The 15,078-nt window shown below is 53.2% G+C and carries 15 protein-coding genes and 2 pseudogenes; 14 read left to right on the top strand and 3 right to left on the bottom strand.

Features of this window, described 5'->3' with window-relative positions; genetic code table 11:
- The first annotated feature begins 17 nt into the window (after positions 1–17).
- From K3T82_RS28615 to K3T82_RS28600, 4 genes are read left to right on the top strand one after another with little or no spacing between them, the layout of a single operon-like run.
- The gene (locus tag K3T82_RS28615; RefSeq protein ID WP_236031624.1) at positions 18–1,100 is read left to right on the top strand and encodes an ABC transporter permease; all 1,083 of its coding nucleotides are present in this window, start codon (positions 18–20) and stop codon (positions 1,098–1,100) included.
- Positions 1,101–1,125: 25 nt separating this feature from the next.
- Positions 1,126–2,004, top strand: a complete 879-nt coding sequence (locus tag K3T82_RS28610; protein ID WP_220196934.1) for an ABC transporter permease — start codon at positions 1,126–1,128, stop codon at positions 2,002–2,004.
- 16 nt (positions 2,005–2,020) lie between these two features.
- Positions 2,021–3,103: an ABC transporter ATP-binding protein gene (locus K3T82_RS28605; RefSeq protein WP_220196933.1), complete on the top strand. Its 1,083-nt coding sequence runs from the start codon at positions 2,021–2,023 to the stop codon at positions 3,101–3,103.
- Entirely contained in the window at positions 3,093–3,971 is an 879-nt protein-coding gene (locus tag K3T82_RS28600; RefSeq protein WP_220196932.1) for an ABC transporter ATP-binding protein, read from the top strand. The genes K3T82_RS28605 and K3T82_RS28600 overlap by 11 nt, the downstream gene beginning before the upstream one ends.
- A gap of 110 nt (positions 3,972–4,081) precedes the next feature.
- Here the strand turns inward: K3T82_RS28600 and K3T82_RS28595 are convergent, their stop codons facing one another.
- From K3T82_RS28595 to K3T82_RS28585, 3 genes are all read right to left on the bottom strand, one after another.
- Positions 4,082–4,480, bottom strand: coding sequence for a hypothetical protein (locus tag K3T82_RS28595; RefSeq protein WP_220196931.1), 399 nt, complete (start codon positions 4,478–4,480; stop codon positions 4,082–4,084).
- 225 nt (positions 4,481–4,705) lie between these two features.
- Positions 4,706–5,491 (bottom strand): amidohydrolase family protein, encoded by a 786-nt coding sequence (locus K3T82_RS28590; RefSeq protein ID WP_220196930.1) that lies wholly within the window; start codon positions 5,489–5,491, stop codon positions 4,706–4,708.
- Entirely contained in the window at positions 5,451–5,861 is a 411-nt protein-coding gene (locus tag K3T82_RS28585; protein ID WP_220196929.1) for a MerR family transcriptional regulator, read from the bottom strand. The genes K3T82_RS28590 and K3T82_RS28585 overlap by 41 nt, the downstream gene beginning before the upstream one ends.
- A gap of 146 nt (positions 5,862–6,007) precedes the next feature.
- Here K3T82_RS28585 and K3T82_RS28580 point away from each other — a divergent pair, with 146 nt between their 5' ends.
- The 10 genes and pseudogenes from K3T82_RS28580 (at position 6,008) to K3T82_RS28535 (ending at position 15,066) form a co-directional block, all read left to right on the top strand.
- Positions 6,008–6,277 carry a hypothetical protein gene (locus K3T82_RS28580; RefSeq protein ID WP_220196928.1) on the top strand — a complete coding sequence of 90 codons (270 nt, stop codon included), beginning with the start codon at positions 6,008–6,010 and terminating at the stop codon, positions 6,275–6,277.
- Between the two features lie 46 nt (positions 6,278–6,323).
- Positions 6,324–7,517, top strand: a pseudogene (locus tag K3T82_RS28575) (nuclease/transposase family protein); the annotation flags it as partial.
- 231 nt (positions 7,518–7,748) lie between these two features.
- A complete protein-coding gene (locus K3T82_RS28570) occupies positions 7,749–7,964 on the top strand; it encodes a hypothetical protein (protein ID WP_220196927.1) in 216 nt (71 codons plus the stop codon).
- Between the two features lie 215 nt (positions 7,965–8,179).
- Positions 8,180–8,707, top strand: a pseudogene (locus tag K3T82_RS28565) (hypothetical protein); the annotation flags it as partial.
- Between the two features lie 132 nt (positions 8,708–8,839).
- Positions 8,840–9,244: a GntR family transcriptional regulator gene (locus K3T82_RS28560; RefSeq protein WP_220196926.1), complete on the top strand. Its 405-nt coding sequence runs from the start codon at positions 8,840–8,842 to the stop codon at positions 9,242–9,244.
- 70 nt (positions 9,245–9,314) lie between these two features.
- Positions 9,315–10,238: an ABC transporter ATP-binding protein gene (locus K3T82_RS28555; protein ID WP_220196925.1), complete on the top strand. Its 924-nt coding sequence runs from the start codon at positions 9,315–9,317 to the stop codon at positions 10,236–10,238.
- Positions 10,235–11,188 (top strand): hypothetical protein, encoded by a 954-nt coding sequence (locus K3T82_RS28550; protein ID WP_220196924.1) that lies wholly within the window; start codon positions 10,235–10,237, stop codon positions 11,186–11,188. Before K3T82_RS28555 ends, K3T82_RS28550 begins: the two co-directional genes overlap by 4 nt.
- A gap of 240 nt (positions 11,189–11,428) precedes the next feature.
- On the top strand, positions 11,429–12,097 hold the full coding sequence (locus K3T82_RS28545; RefSeq protein WP_220196923.1) for a hypothetical protein: 669 nt from the start codon (positions 11,429–11,431) through the stop codon (positions 12,095–12,097).
- 145 nt (positions 12,098–12,242) lie between these two features.
- Positions 12,243–14,381 carry a GAF domain-containing sensor histidine kinase gene (locus tag K3T82_RS28540; protein ID WP_220196922.1) on the top strand — a complete coding sequence of 713 codons (2,139 nt, stop codon included), beginning with the start codon at positions 12,243–12,245 and terminating at the stop codon, positions 14,379–14,381.
- A 16-nt stretch (positions 14,382–14,397) separates the two neighbouring features.
- Complete coding sequence (locus K3T82_RS28535) at positions 14,398–15,066, top strand: response regulator (RefSeq protein ID WP_220196921.1); 669 nt, start codon at positions 14,398–14,400, stop codon at positions 15,064–15,066.
- The last annotated feature ends 12 nt before the right edge of the window (positions 15,067–15,078 follow it).

Here is a 15,078-nt window from a genome sequence, read left to right as displayed (position 1 = left end):
AGAAAAAGGAGCATTGTATGATCAAAGGCATGACACGTGAGCTTTCACCGGGCAAACAAAATATGTTCTCCTCTCTGCGCACATGGCTGGCTGCTCACCCCCTGATAGCCTATGCTATCCGCCGTTTGGGTGCCTATATTCTGTCGCTGTGGGGATCACTCACCGTCACCTTTTTTTTCTTCCACCTCATTCCAGGCAATCCAATTGCTTCTTATGTCCAAAGCCTGCAATCGCGTCAGGGCTATAACGCCCATGCCAGTCAGGGCGTTGTACAGTATTACAACAAGATATTTGGACTCGAAGGCAATCTATTCCAGCAATATCTCCACTACATGTACCAGTTGGTCGTAAAACACGACCTGGGGCCGTCGCTGATCAGTTTCCCCAACTCTTCGCAGGATATCATTGCGCGTTCTCTCCCCTGGACGATTGGCCTGTTAGGACTTTCAACCATCATTTCCTGGATTCTCGGCCTTGCTCTTGGAGCACTCATTGGTTGGAAACGCGACAAGCACGTATCGGAATGGTTAACCAACCTGTGTATCGGGCTCTCACATATCCCCTATTACTTTGTCGCGTTGATTCTCATCTTCTTCATCGCGTATCGGCTCAACTGGTTTCCCCCAGCATCGGCCTACGATCCTAACTATGCAGTAGGGTTCAACTGGAATTTTATCCTGAGTGTCATCAACCATGGCACACTACCCGCGCTCTCTATTGTGATCATCAGTGTATGTAGTTGGATGCTCTCAACACGTATGCTGATGGTGACCATTGTAGGAGAAGATTACCTGACATTCGCGGAAGCGAAAGGTCTCAAGCCGCGCAATATCCTGAACCGGTATGCTCTACGCAACTGTTATCTTCCTCAAATTACCGGTCTGGGCATCACATTGGGAGCTATCTTCAATGGCAATGTGCTCGTGGAACAGTTGTTTGCTTATCCAGGTGTGGGCAACCTTTTCGTCACTGCCATTCAACAACTTGACTTCAATACAATTCAAGGTATTGTCGCCATGGCGATCTTCGGTGTCCTTACTGCCAACTTGATTCTTGATTTGTCCCTGCCAATGCTCGATCCACGAGTCAAATATTACTAAGAACATGATGAAAAAGGAAGGACCAATGCGGAGATTTTTACTTGCGCTCTGGGGATTGTGGACATCTAGCCGCAAAGTTCAGGTTGGTATTCTGATCCTGGTATTTTTTCTCTTGCTGGCTATGTTTCACCCGCTCATCAACGCTATCATTGGGCATGGGCAGGACCCGCTTGCTATCTCGGTGAATCCTCCCTGGGAGCTACCGAACGCGCACCACTGGTTGGGGACGGATCGTTATGGGCGTGATATTTTGGCAATGACGGCAACGGCCTTGTCGGCTTCGCTCGAAGTCGGAGCAGTTGCAGGCGTGCTCTCCACCTTAATCGGGGTAGTGGTCGCTTTTATCGCTGGATATAAAGGCGGCAAGGTCGATAGCGTGCTCTCGACCATCACCGATGTCTTTCTGGTTGTGCCGAGTTTCCCGCTGCTGATCACTCTCTCTGCCTATTCGAGAGAGGTGAGCTTGCTTTCTGTTGCAACTCTCTTATCCGTATTCAGCTGGCCGTTCGCTGCCCGGACGATTCGTTCACAAGTATTGAGCCTGCGTAGCCGCCCCTATGTTGAACTGGCAAAAGTGACTAAGCTAAATGATTACGAAATCATCTTCCTGGAACTGCTGCCTAACCTCTTACCATTTATTGGTGTTGGATTTGCCTCCGCTTCGCTTGGCGCGATCTTTGCCCTGGTCGGACTTGAGGTTATTGGATTGGGACCTGGTAACACATTGGATCTTGGACTTATGCTTAATTGGTCCCAGGATTGGGGCGCGTTAAGCCTGGGTGCCTGGCCGATCTTCGTCGCACCTGTGGTCGTGCTGGCACTCCTGTTTTTCTCTGTCAATCTGATCAATATCGGACTTGAAGAGGTCTACAATCCCAGACTGCGCAAAACAGCAGGAGCATAAGCAGGGAGGCATAGGAATGGTAAAATCAAACAATGCATCGCAAGGGACGCAGACAACGGGAAAAAACACGGACGAATCGCTTCTGCTCACGGTTGAAGATCTCAAAGTATATTATGACACTGTCGGCGGGGTCTCAAAAGCCGTAGATAGTGTCAGCCTGCGCATCAAGCGTGGTGAAATCCTGGGCATTGCCGGGGAATCCGGCTGTGGCAAAAGCACCCTGACAACCGCGCTCCTGCGGCTCACACAGCGACCAGGGTATATTGCGGGAGGAGCCATCCACTTCTATCCACAAGAAAAAGGCCCAATCGACCTGATCACGGTGAGTGGCGAACAGCTACGCGCAATCCGTTGGCGCAATCTATCATACCTGCCACAAGGTTCGATGAACTCGCTGAACCCGGTACTACGCATCGCTGACCAATTTTGTGACGCAATCCTTGAGCATAGCCAGATGAGTAGGCGCCAGGCTCTGAACATGGTATCTGATCTGCTCCAACAAGTCGGCCTTGAGCCTCATGTCGCACGGATGTACCCACACGAGTTATCAGGAGGAATGAAGCAGCGCGTCACGATAGCCATGGCTATCGCGCTTCGTCCCGACCTGGTAATTGCGGACGAGCCAACTACAGCACTCGATGTTCATAATCAACGTATTATTATCCAGATGCTCAGCGAGTTGCGCGATAAGCTTGGGATGACCATTATTCTGGTCACACACGACATGTCTGTACATGCTGAACTGGCGGATCGCATCGCGATCATGTATGCAGGTACGCTTGTTGAGGTCGGCAATGTACGTCAGATATTTAAAGCACCCAAGCATCCCTATACGCAGGGACTAATCAACTCAATTCCGCGAATTGGTGGACAGAGAGTCCGCATGGAAGGTATTCGTGGAAACACGCCCAGTCCCAAAAACTGGCCAGCAGGATGCCGCTTCCATACACGTTGCCCACAGGTGATGCCACAATGCCGTGAAAAAGTTCCACAACTCCTCACGATAGCCAATGAGCAAGATGCTCAGAGCAAACAATCGATGCTCGTTGCTTGTCACCTGTATACACAATCTGGAGCGGGAGGTACTCATGACAACTAGCTCTTGTAATATCGAATTGCAAAACATCACACAGGTTTTTCGTGGCCCCGCAGCACGCAGCACCGGTGGCACGTTTACGGCAGTGGACGATGTCTCGTTTCACCTGACGTCTGATCCACCTGGCATAACCAGTCTTGTAGGGCAGAGTGGCAGCGGTAAGAGCACGATTGCACGCATTATCCTTGGGCTGCAAAAACCAACGCAGGGCATCGTGGCATATCGAGGGAAAGATATCTACAAGCTTTCACGCCAGGAATATGATATCTATCGGCGAGAAGTTCAACCAGTATTTCAGGATCCCTATGGCATTTTCAATCCGTTTTATCGCATTGATCGTATCTTCTGGACGGCCATCAAAAAGTTTCAACTTGCCTCGACACGCCAACAAGGATTAGCACGTATCGAGGAATCGCTCTACGCGGTGGATCTACGACCAGAAGATGTATTGAATCGCTACCCTCACCAGATCAGCGGTGGACAGCGCCAGCGCATTATGCTTGCGCGTGTTCACCTCCTGCAACCAAAGTTCATCATTGCCGATGAGCCAATATCAATGCTTGATGCCGCTGTACGTGTACTCTTCCTAAACATTCTGCTCGACTTCCAGCAAAAATATGGCATGTCCACGCTTTTCATTACCCACGATCTCTCAACTGCGTACTATGTCGGAGGCAACATCCTTGTGATGTCACAAGGGCAGATCGTCGAATGCGGAAATGTCGATGATGTCTTAACGCATCCAACTCATGCCTACACTCAGATGTTACTCTCCTCCATACCGGTCCCCGATCCTGATGCCAGATGGCAAGAGAAAGCAGACATCGCACTAATGGAGGAAGCACCGCCAGTCGTTACAGGAAACGAGTGAGAAAGCCCCACTCTTCGAAGGCTGTCTTTTATCCACATTTTTCTAGCTCGTCTCCATCAGGTGCGCTCCAAGCCAAACGTCACTTTGGAAGTTCTTGACACTCCCCTGGCTCAAGCACAGGGGATTCTTCCTTCATCCAGGTGGCTTGCAGGATCGCATGGCTGAGACCCTGTAGCGGCCCTCCTGTCCAGAAGCGTTTCATGCACGCAGCGGTGCATCAGTTCCCGTCTGCCGTGCCGCCGACCTGGATGAAGGTTTCTACAATGCAGGTGAACAACTGACGGCTCACGACCAGAGGCGACCAGCGCGCTCGATTGAGCACTTGATGGAATGTGGCTAAAGTTGGTCTCCCTCTCCAGGCCGGTGTGGCGCAGGGCAGCAGCAACCGTGCGGCATCCATGAGCTAAGAGCGTGCCAGTCAACAATATGATCAGTTTTCTCCACGTCGGAGCAGTAAACAATGGTCGAAAAGCAGCAAGAACCTCTAGAATGGGATTGGGAAGCGCCATGCGTTTTTCTCGCTTTCAGAGAGAGTGGGAGATACCTCTTGTCTGTAAAAACTGGTAGTGAGGCCAGAGAAAAGGTGCCTTTTCGGCTCAGGCGAAGGACCCACCTTACCCCTTTTGAGAGTGAGGTGGGGTCGCCACGACGATTGTTGAGGATCGGCATTGAAGGATCAGGAAGGACGACTGGAGGAATCAGGCGAAAATGGGAGCAGACCTGTTGCTCATACGTTAGCTTACCAATCTTGCGATGGTTTCGCCCAGGACCAACGCTCGGACTGCTGGGTCTGGGGTAATCTGCTCGACCATGGTCCGGGCGACCAGAGGATTGCCATTGGGAGCATCCGAACTGAAAAGCGAACGCTCTGGGAGTTCACGAATGGCCAGAGTAGGTGCCAGGGTAGTATATGCAGCAGAAAGGTCCAGGTAGGTTTGTGGATGCTCTTTCGCTAGTTTGATGGTCTCCATCCAGTTCAGTCCACCAAGATGGCCGAGAATAACCGGAACGCTTGCATACCGTTTGCTCAACGTGGCCAAAGCGCGAATATCGTCAAGTGTGAGGGGATCGAAGGTATGCACCCAGAGCGGCAGGTTGCCCGCTTCACTGGAAAGCGCGAAGATGGGGTCCAACAGGCCAATCTGGCCTGATGCGAGGGTGAACTCGCCGATGCCACGCATACCTGGCGCGATCACGTATGTTTGCAACCAGTTCGCCGTGTCGTTATACGAAAGGCCCACAGGGACCCAGCCAAAGCCAAGAAAGCGCGTGGGATGTGCTTGCAGTACCTGAATCTGCTCCTGAATGGCACCTCTTGCGGATTCTAGCCCGTTATTCCATTGCCCACTGATAATGGCAAAGAGTGTGGACATTTCTTGCTCGAATGCCTCTAGATCGGCGGCTTGTTCTGGATGAACGCGCGTACTAAAGAGAATCGTCCGTTCAACACCCGCACTTTCCATCAGCGCGAGCTGTTGCTCAACCGGCAAGATCACGTGAGCGTGACTGTCTATAATCATTGATTGACTCCTTTTCTTGATCAGGGGACATGACTGTCAGATGGTGCGCAATGCGCTCACGCAGTTCTTGCAACGTCTGAATGTGCTCATCCAGTTCCGCAAGTTTCTGCTGATACCGTTGGATGCTCACCGCGCAGAGCGGCGCACCCTGTTCTGTTTGCAGAAAACAAGGAACGAGCAGTTGAATGTCTGTGAGCGAGAACCCCAGATGCAACAGATTACGAATGCGCTGCACCTGTTCAATGGCCTCTGGACCATAGCTCCGATAGCCATTCCCTTGCCGTTGTGCGTGCAACACGCCCATCTGTTCATAGTAATGGAGCGAACGGACGCTCGCCCCTGTGCGTTTCGCAAGTTCTCCAACATGCATACCCTGTTTCTCCTTCTGGACAGATCATACACCCTCACATTGATGTCAGGGTCAAGAGGTTTCTGGTCGTATCTTACCATTTGTGATGGGCTTGTCAGGAAGAGAAGGTCCATCTGCCAAAAATGTACAAAGTGGAGATGAGGAGAATGGGAGAAAAATACGTCAAGAAAGGGATATCAAGTCGAAGCGACAGCAGAGCAGACATTGATCCCACAGCGCAGACACTGCATCGTGTGCGGCCAACCCATGTGGGTCGCTTATCATACGCACTGGTCTATTACAGAGAAGATGGCGAGAAAGCCCTGGTCATTGATGTCAGGGATGAATTGCCACATCCGCTCTCGTGCGCGAATGGAACAGCGTCGTGTGTGTCCTGCAATGGAACTTGTGTTCTTCTCCTCGTTCTGGTAGAATAGGGAGATCAGCACGACGCATCAGTGGGAATGGAGAGAAGGAGCCGACATGCCTGGACCACGCCAGAGACAGCAGAAGCCACCACCTCCCAAGGAGAAGCGATCGGCAACGCCGACCTTTCTGCTCGAATTACCCCTCGTCGTTGATCCAGGACAAGCCACTCGCCTCCGCGCTCACCTGGAAGCCGCTCGTCACCTCTACAACGCCATCCTCTCCCAAGGACAGAAACGCCTGCGCCGCATGCGTGCTGACCCTGCCTGGCAAGCGGCTCGCGAGCTTCCTCGCACGCAGAAGACCCAACGAGCAGCAGCCTTCTCTGCCTTGCGCACGCAGTATGGGTTTACCGAGGCGGCATTGCATGAAGCAATCAAAAGCTTGCGCGTGGGATGGATTGCTGAACACATCGAGGCAGTGCTCGCCCAAACGCTGGCCACCCGCGCCTACCGCGCCCTCAACCGCGTCTGCCTGGGCAAGGCCAAACGCGTGCGTTTCAAGAGCCGAGGGCGAGGCTTCTGCAGCATTGAGAACAAGCGCAATGATACTGGTCTGCGCTTTGTGTTGCAAGCCCCCGAGGAAGGCAATGATGGGCTCCTGCTCTGGAACGGGGATCGTCTCCCAGCCCGTATTGATTGGCAGGATGAGGTGGTGTGTCATGGCCTGAGACATCGCATCAAGTACGCTCGCCTCCTCCAGCGTCCCGCCAGCAGCAAGAGAGCGGCTGGTGCCGATGCAGAAGGGGATCGCTACTGTGTGCAGCTCGCCTTAGAGGGTATGCCTCACCGCAAACCGAAGCACACGGTTGGGCAAGGGATCGTTGGCGCTGACCTGGGTCCCTCGACCCTGGCGCTCGTTCCCCAGGAAGGGGAAGCCAGCCTGGAAGTGTTGTGCGCCGAACTGGCCCCTGATGCCAAAGCCATTCGTCGTCTGCAGCGGCAGATGGATCGGCAGCGGCGAGCTGCCAACCCAGAGCACTACGACGAGCAAGGACGTCTCAAGAAACAGGGAAAGCGGAAGTTGCAGTGGAAACAAAGCAAGCGCTACCAGGCAACGAGGCGACGCAAAGCGGCCAAAGAACGGAAGCTGGCAGCACACCGCAAGAGCCTGCATGGTCGTAAGGTCCATGAAGTGATGGCACTGGGCAAGACGATCATCCTCGAAAAGATGTCCTACAAGGCATGGCAAAAAAACTATGGCAAGAGTGTGGGACTGCGAGCCCCAGGGATGTTTGTAGCATGGTTGAAAGTGCGCCCAAAGAGGCGCCTGATCTTCTGTCGTGCGAGAGCACGACCTCACTCAGGCGAGGTGAGTAACGCGGCACCTTACTTCCAGCCGAAAGGTATGGGGGGACTGTAGCATGGTTGCTGAAACGTCTCTTGAAGCTCTACTACCAAGAGCCAGACGAGAGGCAGCGAGGCCGTCCAAGGCAAAGGCTTGATGGCTTGAACCCTAGTCGTGGTGGAATTCATGCGTCCGATGGGATTGGTAGAATTGCCCATGCCTGATGAGCACAATGAACGTCTCAAGCGTTGTGCTCGCCTGCATCAGGACCAGCCCGTAGGGAACGGGAAACGACGAACGGGGTGCCTACAGACGGAGCGAAGATCAGGTGTAACTTGGGGATCGTCTACCATCCGCGAGGATCAAGGCGACGGAGTGGCGGTAGTAGCGAGTCATCTTGTGACAAAGTGAAGCGCCACAGGAGGCCAGACTCAAGAAGCGATGGTTGGCACGGATGTGTCAGCAGACCATCGTGGGAGTTGCGTTGAAAAGACGCAGGCCTCTGGAGAGCCTGGTGCATGGAAATCGTGCATGCCATGGTTCGGGGAGGGCCGTTGGAAAAGGGCTGGCGTGAGCCAGTACCTCGCTGGCGGCCTATCCTACCGCACCGCCGTGCCCCCTTTGGGGTTGCAAGCACGGGCGGCATCCTGGTGGCGCGTCCCCACACGCACCACCGCGTTGAGCCAGTGGTGTCATGGCTGTGGCACAAAGGTCAAGAAGCCCCTCTCCCAGCGCTGGCATCAGTGTGCTGCGGCGTGGGTCCCATCCAACGCGATCTTTATTCCGCGTTTCTTGCCGCCTACCTTGATCCAACACATCCCATCCCCTCGTGTGCCCGATACCAGGTGTATTGGGAAGGTGCGGAGGCGCGCCTGCGGGCAGCACACGAGTGTCTCATCCAACGTGCGAAAGAGGGGCAGGTCTTGCCCCGAAGCTTGGGTCTGACTCGAGCCAGAGCGCGTCTGCCCGAAAGTCTAGGGGAACCTCCACTAGAGCCTGCTCTTCTCCTTTGGCGAGAAGAACAGGAAGCGTGGGCCGAACCCCTGGAACCTCCGTTGCTTGAGCACGGAGAGCTTTCAGTTAAAATCACTGCCCACCGGTGTCAATTCTCATTAGGCGAGGAGGCGTCGAAGGCTGGCCTCTCGTCCGGGTAGGGCTTTCTATCCTCATGGCTCTCTCGATCATATGAATCGCAGGCTTGACACTCGCCTCTTTCGCTGCTAAACTACTACTAGTATATTAGTAATTTAGTATATTAGTAGTCTAGTACAAATCAGAGCCTGGACATGATCGAGTTTCATCTGGAGAAACGCACTGGCGTAGCACCTTATATGCAACTGGTGCATCAAGTAAAACAAGCTTTGCGCCTGGGATTGCTTCAGCCGGGAGAGCAGTTGCCAACCGTGCGTGAAGTGGTCTCAAAGGTTGCTATCAACCCCAATACTGTTTCCAAAGCCTATCGAGAACTCGAACATGAAGGACTAGTAGAGAGCCGCCCTGGGATAGGGACGTTTGTAAAGAAGAGTCTGGTAAACTCATCCCCTGATCTACAAGAAGCGCTACGGCATGAGCTGCTGCAGTGGTTGTATAAAGCATTTGAGGCTGACCTGGATAGTGAAGATATCGCTGCTCTTTTTGCCAACACACTTCGCCAGTTCCAAAAGGAGGAGAAGCCCACCCACACGTCGTGAGGGGGGCATACAGTATCGGGTCTCTGCAACTTTGATGAATTGGTCATTTCAAACGGATGGAGAAAAATTCGTGATCAATGCGCTGCACACACATCAGCTTGGAAAGCGTTATGGCACGTATTGGGCATTGCACAACTGCAACGTACAACTTCCCCAAGGATGCATTGCAGGGTTGGTTGGAAGCAATGGCGCAGGCAAAACTACCCTGCTACACCTTGCCTGCGGACTGCTCAGGCCGAGCGAGGGGCGTATAGACGTGGTAGGTATATCTCCACATGATACGGCGACGTTGCTTCCACGTATTGGCTTTGTCGCTCAAGAACGCTCGCTGTATCGCCAGTTCACGGTAAACGAAACGCTTACGCTAGGGAAGAAGCTCAACCCGGCTTGGAATGAAACCCTTGCTCGCTCCCTCGTTGATCGCCTCAAGATGCCATGCAAGCGAGTAATCGGCAAACTATCAGACGGGCAGCAGGCGCAAATGGCAGTCATCATGGCGCTAGCGAAAGACCCCGATTTGCTCATCCTTGATGAGCCATTCGCCAATGTTGACCCGCTAGCAAAACATGAAATAAGTAAAATCTTAATGGAGATTGCTGCTGAGCGTGCCCTAACAATCCTCATCTCTTCGCATATTCTTGCCGATATCGAGCAGCTTTGTGATCACCTGATCATCCTTGCAGCGTCACAGGTGAAGCTGGCTGACAGCATCGAGCATATTATGGAGCAACACAAATTACTCGTTGGGCCATCTGAAAGTTTTGATATCATCACAAAATCACATACGCTTATCCAAGCCAGCCACATCGGCAGGCAGAGCACAGTCCTCCTGTGCACGGATAAAGCTGTAACCCATCCAGCCTGGGAGCAGCAGGATCTGGCACTCGAAACGATTGTGCTTGCGTACCTCGCCGCTCAAGAAATCTCTCTCCCCTCTCTGGAGGCCCACGCTTCATCGACTCCCTCAGCATTTCAGAAAGAGGTATGCTCATGATTTGGCTGATCTGGCGACACTATCGCTGGCTGGCCGCACTCGGCATTCTCGCTCTTGTGGTCATGATCCCACTCTTCGTGCTGAATGCACATGCGATCAATGTAGCATCTCAGCAACCCGATTTGGCATATTGCTTTCATGAAGACAATCGCTCCTGTAACCTTGTGGTTTTTCCCGGAATGACAACACTGACGTGGTATTTTCTCGTTGTTCAGACGTTTCCCCTGCTTCCCTTTGTTGTAGGCATCTTTCTCGGTGCTCCCCTACTGGCTAGAGAATATGAGCAGCGCACGCATAAGTTTGTCTGGATGCAGAGTGTGTCGAGCTCACGTTGGCTGAGTACAAATCTCATGTTCGTTGGAGGAGCGGTAGTTCTCGGCTTTGGGGCGCTCTCCCTCATAGCGACATGGTGGAGCTTTATTCAGGATGCTACAGTTTCTTCTCCCTGGTCAACCTTCATGATACGGGGAAGTGTCTTTGTAGCCAATGCACTCTTCAGCCTGATGTTTGGTGTTATGGTTGGAGCCGCCATTCGCCGTGTGTTGCCAGCTATGGTTGTTACGCTTCTCATACTTATTCCTCTTCAAATAGCTCTCTCAATGGGATATCCTTACCTGTTTCCCCCTTCAAGCCAGCTCGAATACAACTTCAAAATAGTGCACGGGGAGGTCATAGGGCTTCTTGATGACCAACCGCAGGATTTAATTGTATGGAAGGGACAGGTTGGTGCAGATGGCAAAATCCCTATCGATGCGCTCTATAACCCCTGCCCAGACGACAAGTTAACTGGTGAGGCACTTCGGCGGTGTAACGCAAGCAGCTTCCATGAACTGGTGAAGTATCATCGTTTCAATGAACATTTCTGGCCACTACAACTGATCACAACAGCCCTGTTGCTAGCCTTGGCCGCGGTGTGTACAGGCACAACCTATTGGCTACTGCGGCGTTGAAGTTGAGACAAATCTCTATCGTTTCTTGGAACGCATTGATGTGTTAATGCGCTAGAACAATAATGAGACTCGTCGATTGCTACTTAGAAAATTCCCGGTCTGATCGGGAAGCCACACCCATGACACAGGGAAAGCTCAACGGTTATGCTTTGCAGAGAAAGGGCAGGGATACACATTGCGTCCTCTGCCGAAAGCGACAAACAAAGATCGCAGGAATTTCCTGCAAGGAGGCAATCTCTCATGTCATCAACCACTTCGTACCGTCTGAGCGGAATCGCACTGATCGTTGGAAGCGTGCTTTCAATCGCCTACCTGCTCATCCAAGGAATGTTTCTCAACGGCAATGACCTCGCAACAATCACCGGCTCGTTGTCTCTGGTCAGCAGCATCATCGGGTTTGTTGGGTCTGTGCTTGTTCTGCTTGGGCTGCCAGGGATATATGTCCGCCAGGCTGGACGCGCAGGCATTCTGGGGTTGCTTGGCTTTTTGCTCGTCTGGTATGTTACTCTGTATCAGGGCGTCATCATTCCTTTCACCTCTGTGACCATCATTTCACAGATGACCGCTCATATCATCCCGCAGACAGTTTCGGTGGCAACGACTCCTCCGCCAGCATGGGCACCGTTTTTCATCGCGAGTATGCTCAGTGAGGTCCTGGGTTTTCTTTTGCTGGCTATTGCAACCCTGCGCGCCAGGGTCTTCCCACGCTGGATTGGCTGGCTACTCATCGCCATCCTGGTTGTCGGCGTCGTGAGTTTCGTCCCGTTCTTCCCTCAAGCCCTGTCAAATCTTGCGGGCGTTGTCGCGAGTGTGGCTACAGCCGGGTTTGGGTTCGCTCTGCTCTCACCAGATCAGCGTACAGCGGTGGAGACGATATCGGCGAACGCACAGGTGGAGGCTCGTGCCTGAACGTGCTTGCAACCTTCTAATGGATCAGAACCGGGGAGCGCCTGAACATGATGAGTAACTTCACCTGGACAGGTGCCCCCTCTTTGGATAGAATAGAAGCATGACGTGTGAGAACCAGACCGATGCTGTGAAAAAGGAACGTTTCATGAACCAGACGAAGACGCAACAACAGAGCGCAAGCGCATCGATCGCTTCTCACGTCGCGCATAAGCGCCTTTCGGGTCCCTCCCTCGTAATGGCTCGCGTAGTGTGGCTTGTACTGGTGCTCTATAGCCTGGGGCTCTTTGTCGTTGGACTTCCAGCATACTACCAGCAGGTTCAAAGGCCTTGTGTTGATCCCACAACATGTAATCTTGCCTTCGCACTGACAGCAAAAGGGCTGCATGCATTTGCCGCACTTGGGGTCTCTCCCGGTGAGTACGCCGCTTTTATCACCCTCTTTTGGGTCGCTATTGTTGCGATCTGGAGTGGGATCGGCTTCCTGATCTTCTGGCGCAGGTCTGATGAGTGGTTTGCTCTGCTCGCCGCCTTTGCTATCATGATGTTCAATCTCACCTATCCGGGGCTTTCTGCCTCTGTGCTCTTGATCTCCTACCCGCTTCTCAATCTTCCTCTTACGATACTCGATTTGCTTGGACAAGTCTCCTTCTTTTTGTTCTTTCTTCTCTTCCCCAATGGGCGACTGGTCCCGCGCTGGATGGGGCTGATTATCCCACTCATTGTGGTCCAGGCTGTCACAATCGTCCTTCCTCCCACGTCACCATTCAGTCAGAATAGGTTGCCTGCCTGGCTCGACGGACTACTTTCTCTCGCCATCTTTAGCACAATTATCTTTTCTCAAGTCTATCAGTACAGACGAGTGTCAACCTCTGTAGAGCGATTGCAAACGAAATGGGTCGCCTTTGCCATCACCACTGTAGCTACCGGGTTTCTTGTCTTTGGCCTGCTTTTCAACGTCCTTTTTCCGGTACTCAATCAGCCAGACAGTCCATATGTTGTGATTGGGATCGCCTATCCGTTCCTCTTGCTCTTGATTCCTGGCTCAGTTGGCGTCGCCATCTTACGCTATAGGCTGTGGGATATTGATCTCATTATCAAGCGCACTCTAGTCTATGGTATCCTCACTGCCTGCGTCGTAGGTTTCTATGTACTGGTTGTTGGTTATCTGGGCGCACTCTTTCCCACTGGAAGCAGCCTGCTCATTTCCTTATTTGCCACGGGGCTGGTTGCTGTGCTCTTCCAGCCGGTACGAGAACTCCTTCAGCGCGAGGTGAACCGGTTGCTCTATGGGCAGCGCGACGAACCCTACCTTGTGATTACGCGTCTCTCCCAGCGGTTGAAGGAGACGCTGGAGCCTGATGCTATCCTCTCTACCATTGTCGAAACGGTCGCCCAGGCACTCAAGCTGCCCTACGTAGCTATCCTGTGGAAACAGGAAGAAACCTTCCAACTGGCCGCGAGCTATGGCGCGCCGGCTGGAGAGCCGTTGACGTTCCCGCTTGTCTATCAGGCGGAAACTATTGGCCACCTGCAGTTGGCACCGCGCGCACCTGGTGAAACCTTTACTCCCGCAGACATACGCCTGCTCGATGAGCTGGCCCGTCAGGCCGGCCTTGCTGCCCACGCCGTCCGTTTAGCAACTGACCTGCAGAGGGCTCGTGAGCGACTGGTGCTGGCGCGCGAAGAGGAGCGCCGCCGCCTGCGTCGTGACTTGCACGACGGTGTTGGCCCAACGCTGGCTAGCCTGTCTCAGCGTATCGATACTGCCTGTCACCTGGTCAAAAGCGATCCAGATACTGCCATCGCCCAGTTAAACAATCTCAAGGCTCAGGTCAAATCCACTGTTGCCGATATTCGCCGCGTCGTTTACGCGCTACGCCCACCCGTCCTGGATGAACTTGGCCTGATCTCAGCCATCCACGAGCACGTCATGCATCTGCAAGGAGTAAATGGCCTCCACATCTCTGTGGAAGCACCTGCTGATGTGCCGCCTCTGCCAGCAGCTATTGAGGTTGCGGCCTATCGTATCGTACTGGAGGCTCTTACCAATGTTGAGCGCCATGCGCATGCGCAGCACTGCTTTGTTCACCTGGAACTGGCGAGCGAGCAGTCCCTGAGCCTCTTGATCAGTGACGATGGTCGTGGCTTGCCCGGTGATTACCAGGCGGGAGTGGGTATTGCTTCCATGCGTGAGCGAGCAGCGGAACTTGGAGGAGACTGCACGCTCAGCTCGCAGCCTGGAGGTGGAACGAGCGTCCAGGTTCGACTGCCCTTGAAATCGTAAAAAGAGGTATGAAGAAGTGGAAGGAAAAAGCCCAACAGATCCAATTCGCCTGGTCATTGCCGATGATCATGCATTCTATCGCGAAGGTGTGCGCACAATGCTGCTGGGGATGCCAGACATGGAGGTGATTGGCGAGGCTGCGGACGGCGACGAAACGATTGCCAAAGCCGAATCTTTGCAGCCAGACGTGATACTCATGGATATCAAAATGCCAGGCACGAATGGCATTGAGGCCACGCGGCGTATTCTGCACACAAGCCCACACATCAAAGTGTTAGTCATCACAATGTTCGAGGATGATGACTCGGTCTTTGCAGCTATGCGCGCGGGCGCTCACGGGTATCTGCTCAAGGATGCCGATCGGGACGAACTGGTGCGAGCAATCAAAGCGGTCTCCAAGGGCGAGGCCATCTTTAGCCCTGCCATAGCACAGCGCATGATTCGTTACTTCTCCGCGCTGCCCAGGACAGCTTCAGCGATTGCCTTTCCTGATCTTACCGAGCGCGAACGGCAGATCCTTCACCTGATAGCACAAGGTGAGAGCAACATTGCTATCGCGAAACGCTTCACCCTGAGCCTCAAGACAGTGCAAAACCATGTTTCCAACATTTTTAGCAAGCTCCAGGTGGCCGATCGCGCTCAGGCAATTGTGCGTGCCCGCGACGCCGGTTTAGGGTCAGGATGAGGAGCAGCCGAA

Source organism: Ktedonospora formicarum (genome assembly GCF_016587355.1).
GTDB lineage: Bacteria > Chloroflexota > Ktedonobacteria > Ktedonobacterales > Ktedonobacteraceae > Ktedonobacter > Ktedonobacter formicarum.
This window is presented reverse-complemented; position numbering and strand designations above follow the sequence as displayed.

Coding starts and splice junctions, on each gene's coding strand:
- K3T82_RS28615 (WP_236031624.1), top strand. CDS start 18: ATGATCAAAGGCATGACACGTGAGCTTTCACCGGGCAAACAAAATATG.
- K3T82_RS28610 (WP_220196934.1), top strand. CDS start 1,126: ATGCGGAGATTTTTACTTGCGCTCTGGGGATTGTGGACATCTAGCCGC.
- K3T82_RS28605 (WP_220196933.1), top strand. CDS start 2,021: ATGGTAAAATCAAACAATGCATCGCAAGGGACGCAGACAACGGGAAAA.
- K3T82_RS28600 (WP_220196932.1), top strand. CDS start 3,093: ATGACAACTAGCTCTTGTAATATCGAATTGCAAAACATCACACAGGTT.
- K3T82_RS28595 (WP_220196931.1), bottom strand. CDS start 4,480: ATGGCGCTTCCCAATCCCATTCTAGAGGTTCTTGCTGCTTTTCGACCA.
- K3T82_RS28590 (WP_220196930.1), bottom strand. CDS start 5,491: ATGATTATAGACAGTCACGCTCACGTGATCTTGCCGGTTGAGCAACAG.
- K3T82_RS28585 (WP_220196929.1), bottom strand. CDS start 5,861: ATGCATGTTGGAGAACTTGCGAAACGCACAGGGGCGAGCGTCCGTTCG.
- K3T82_RS28580 (WP_220196928.1), top strand. CDS start 6,008: ATGGGAGAAAAATACGTCAAGAAAGGGATATCAAGTCGAAGCGACAGC.
- K3T82_RS28570 (WP_220196927.1), top strand. CDS start 7,749: ATGGGATTGGTAGAATTGCCCATGCCTGATGAGCACAATGAACGTCTC.
- K3T82_RS28560 (WP_220196926.1), top strand. CDS start 8,840: ATGATCGAGTTTCATCTGGAGAAACGCACTGGCGTAGCACCTTATATG.
- K3T82_RS28550 (WP_220196924.1), top strand. CDS start 10,235: ATGATTTGGCTGATCTGGCGACACTATCGCTGGCTGGCCGCACTCGGC.
- K3T82_RS28545 (WP_220196923.1), top strand. CDS start 11,429: ATGTCATCAACCACTTCGTACCGTCTGAGCGGAATCGCACTGATCGTT.
- K3T82_RS28540 (WP_220196922.1), top strand. CDS start 12,243: ATGAACCAGACGAAGACGCAACAACAGAGCGCAAGCGCATCGATCGCT.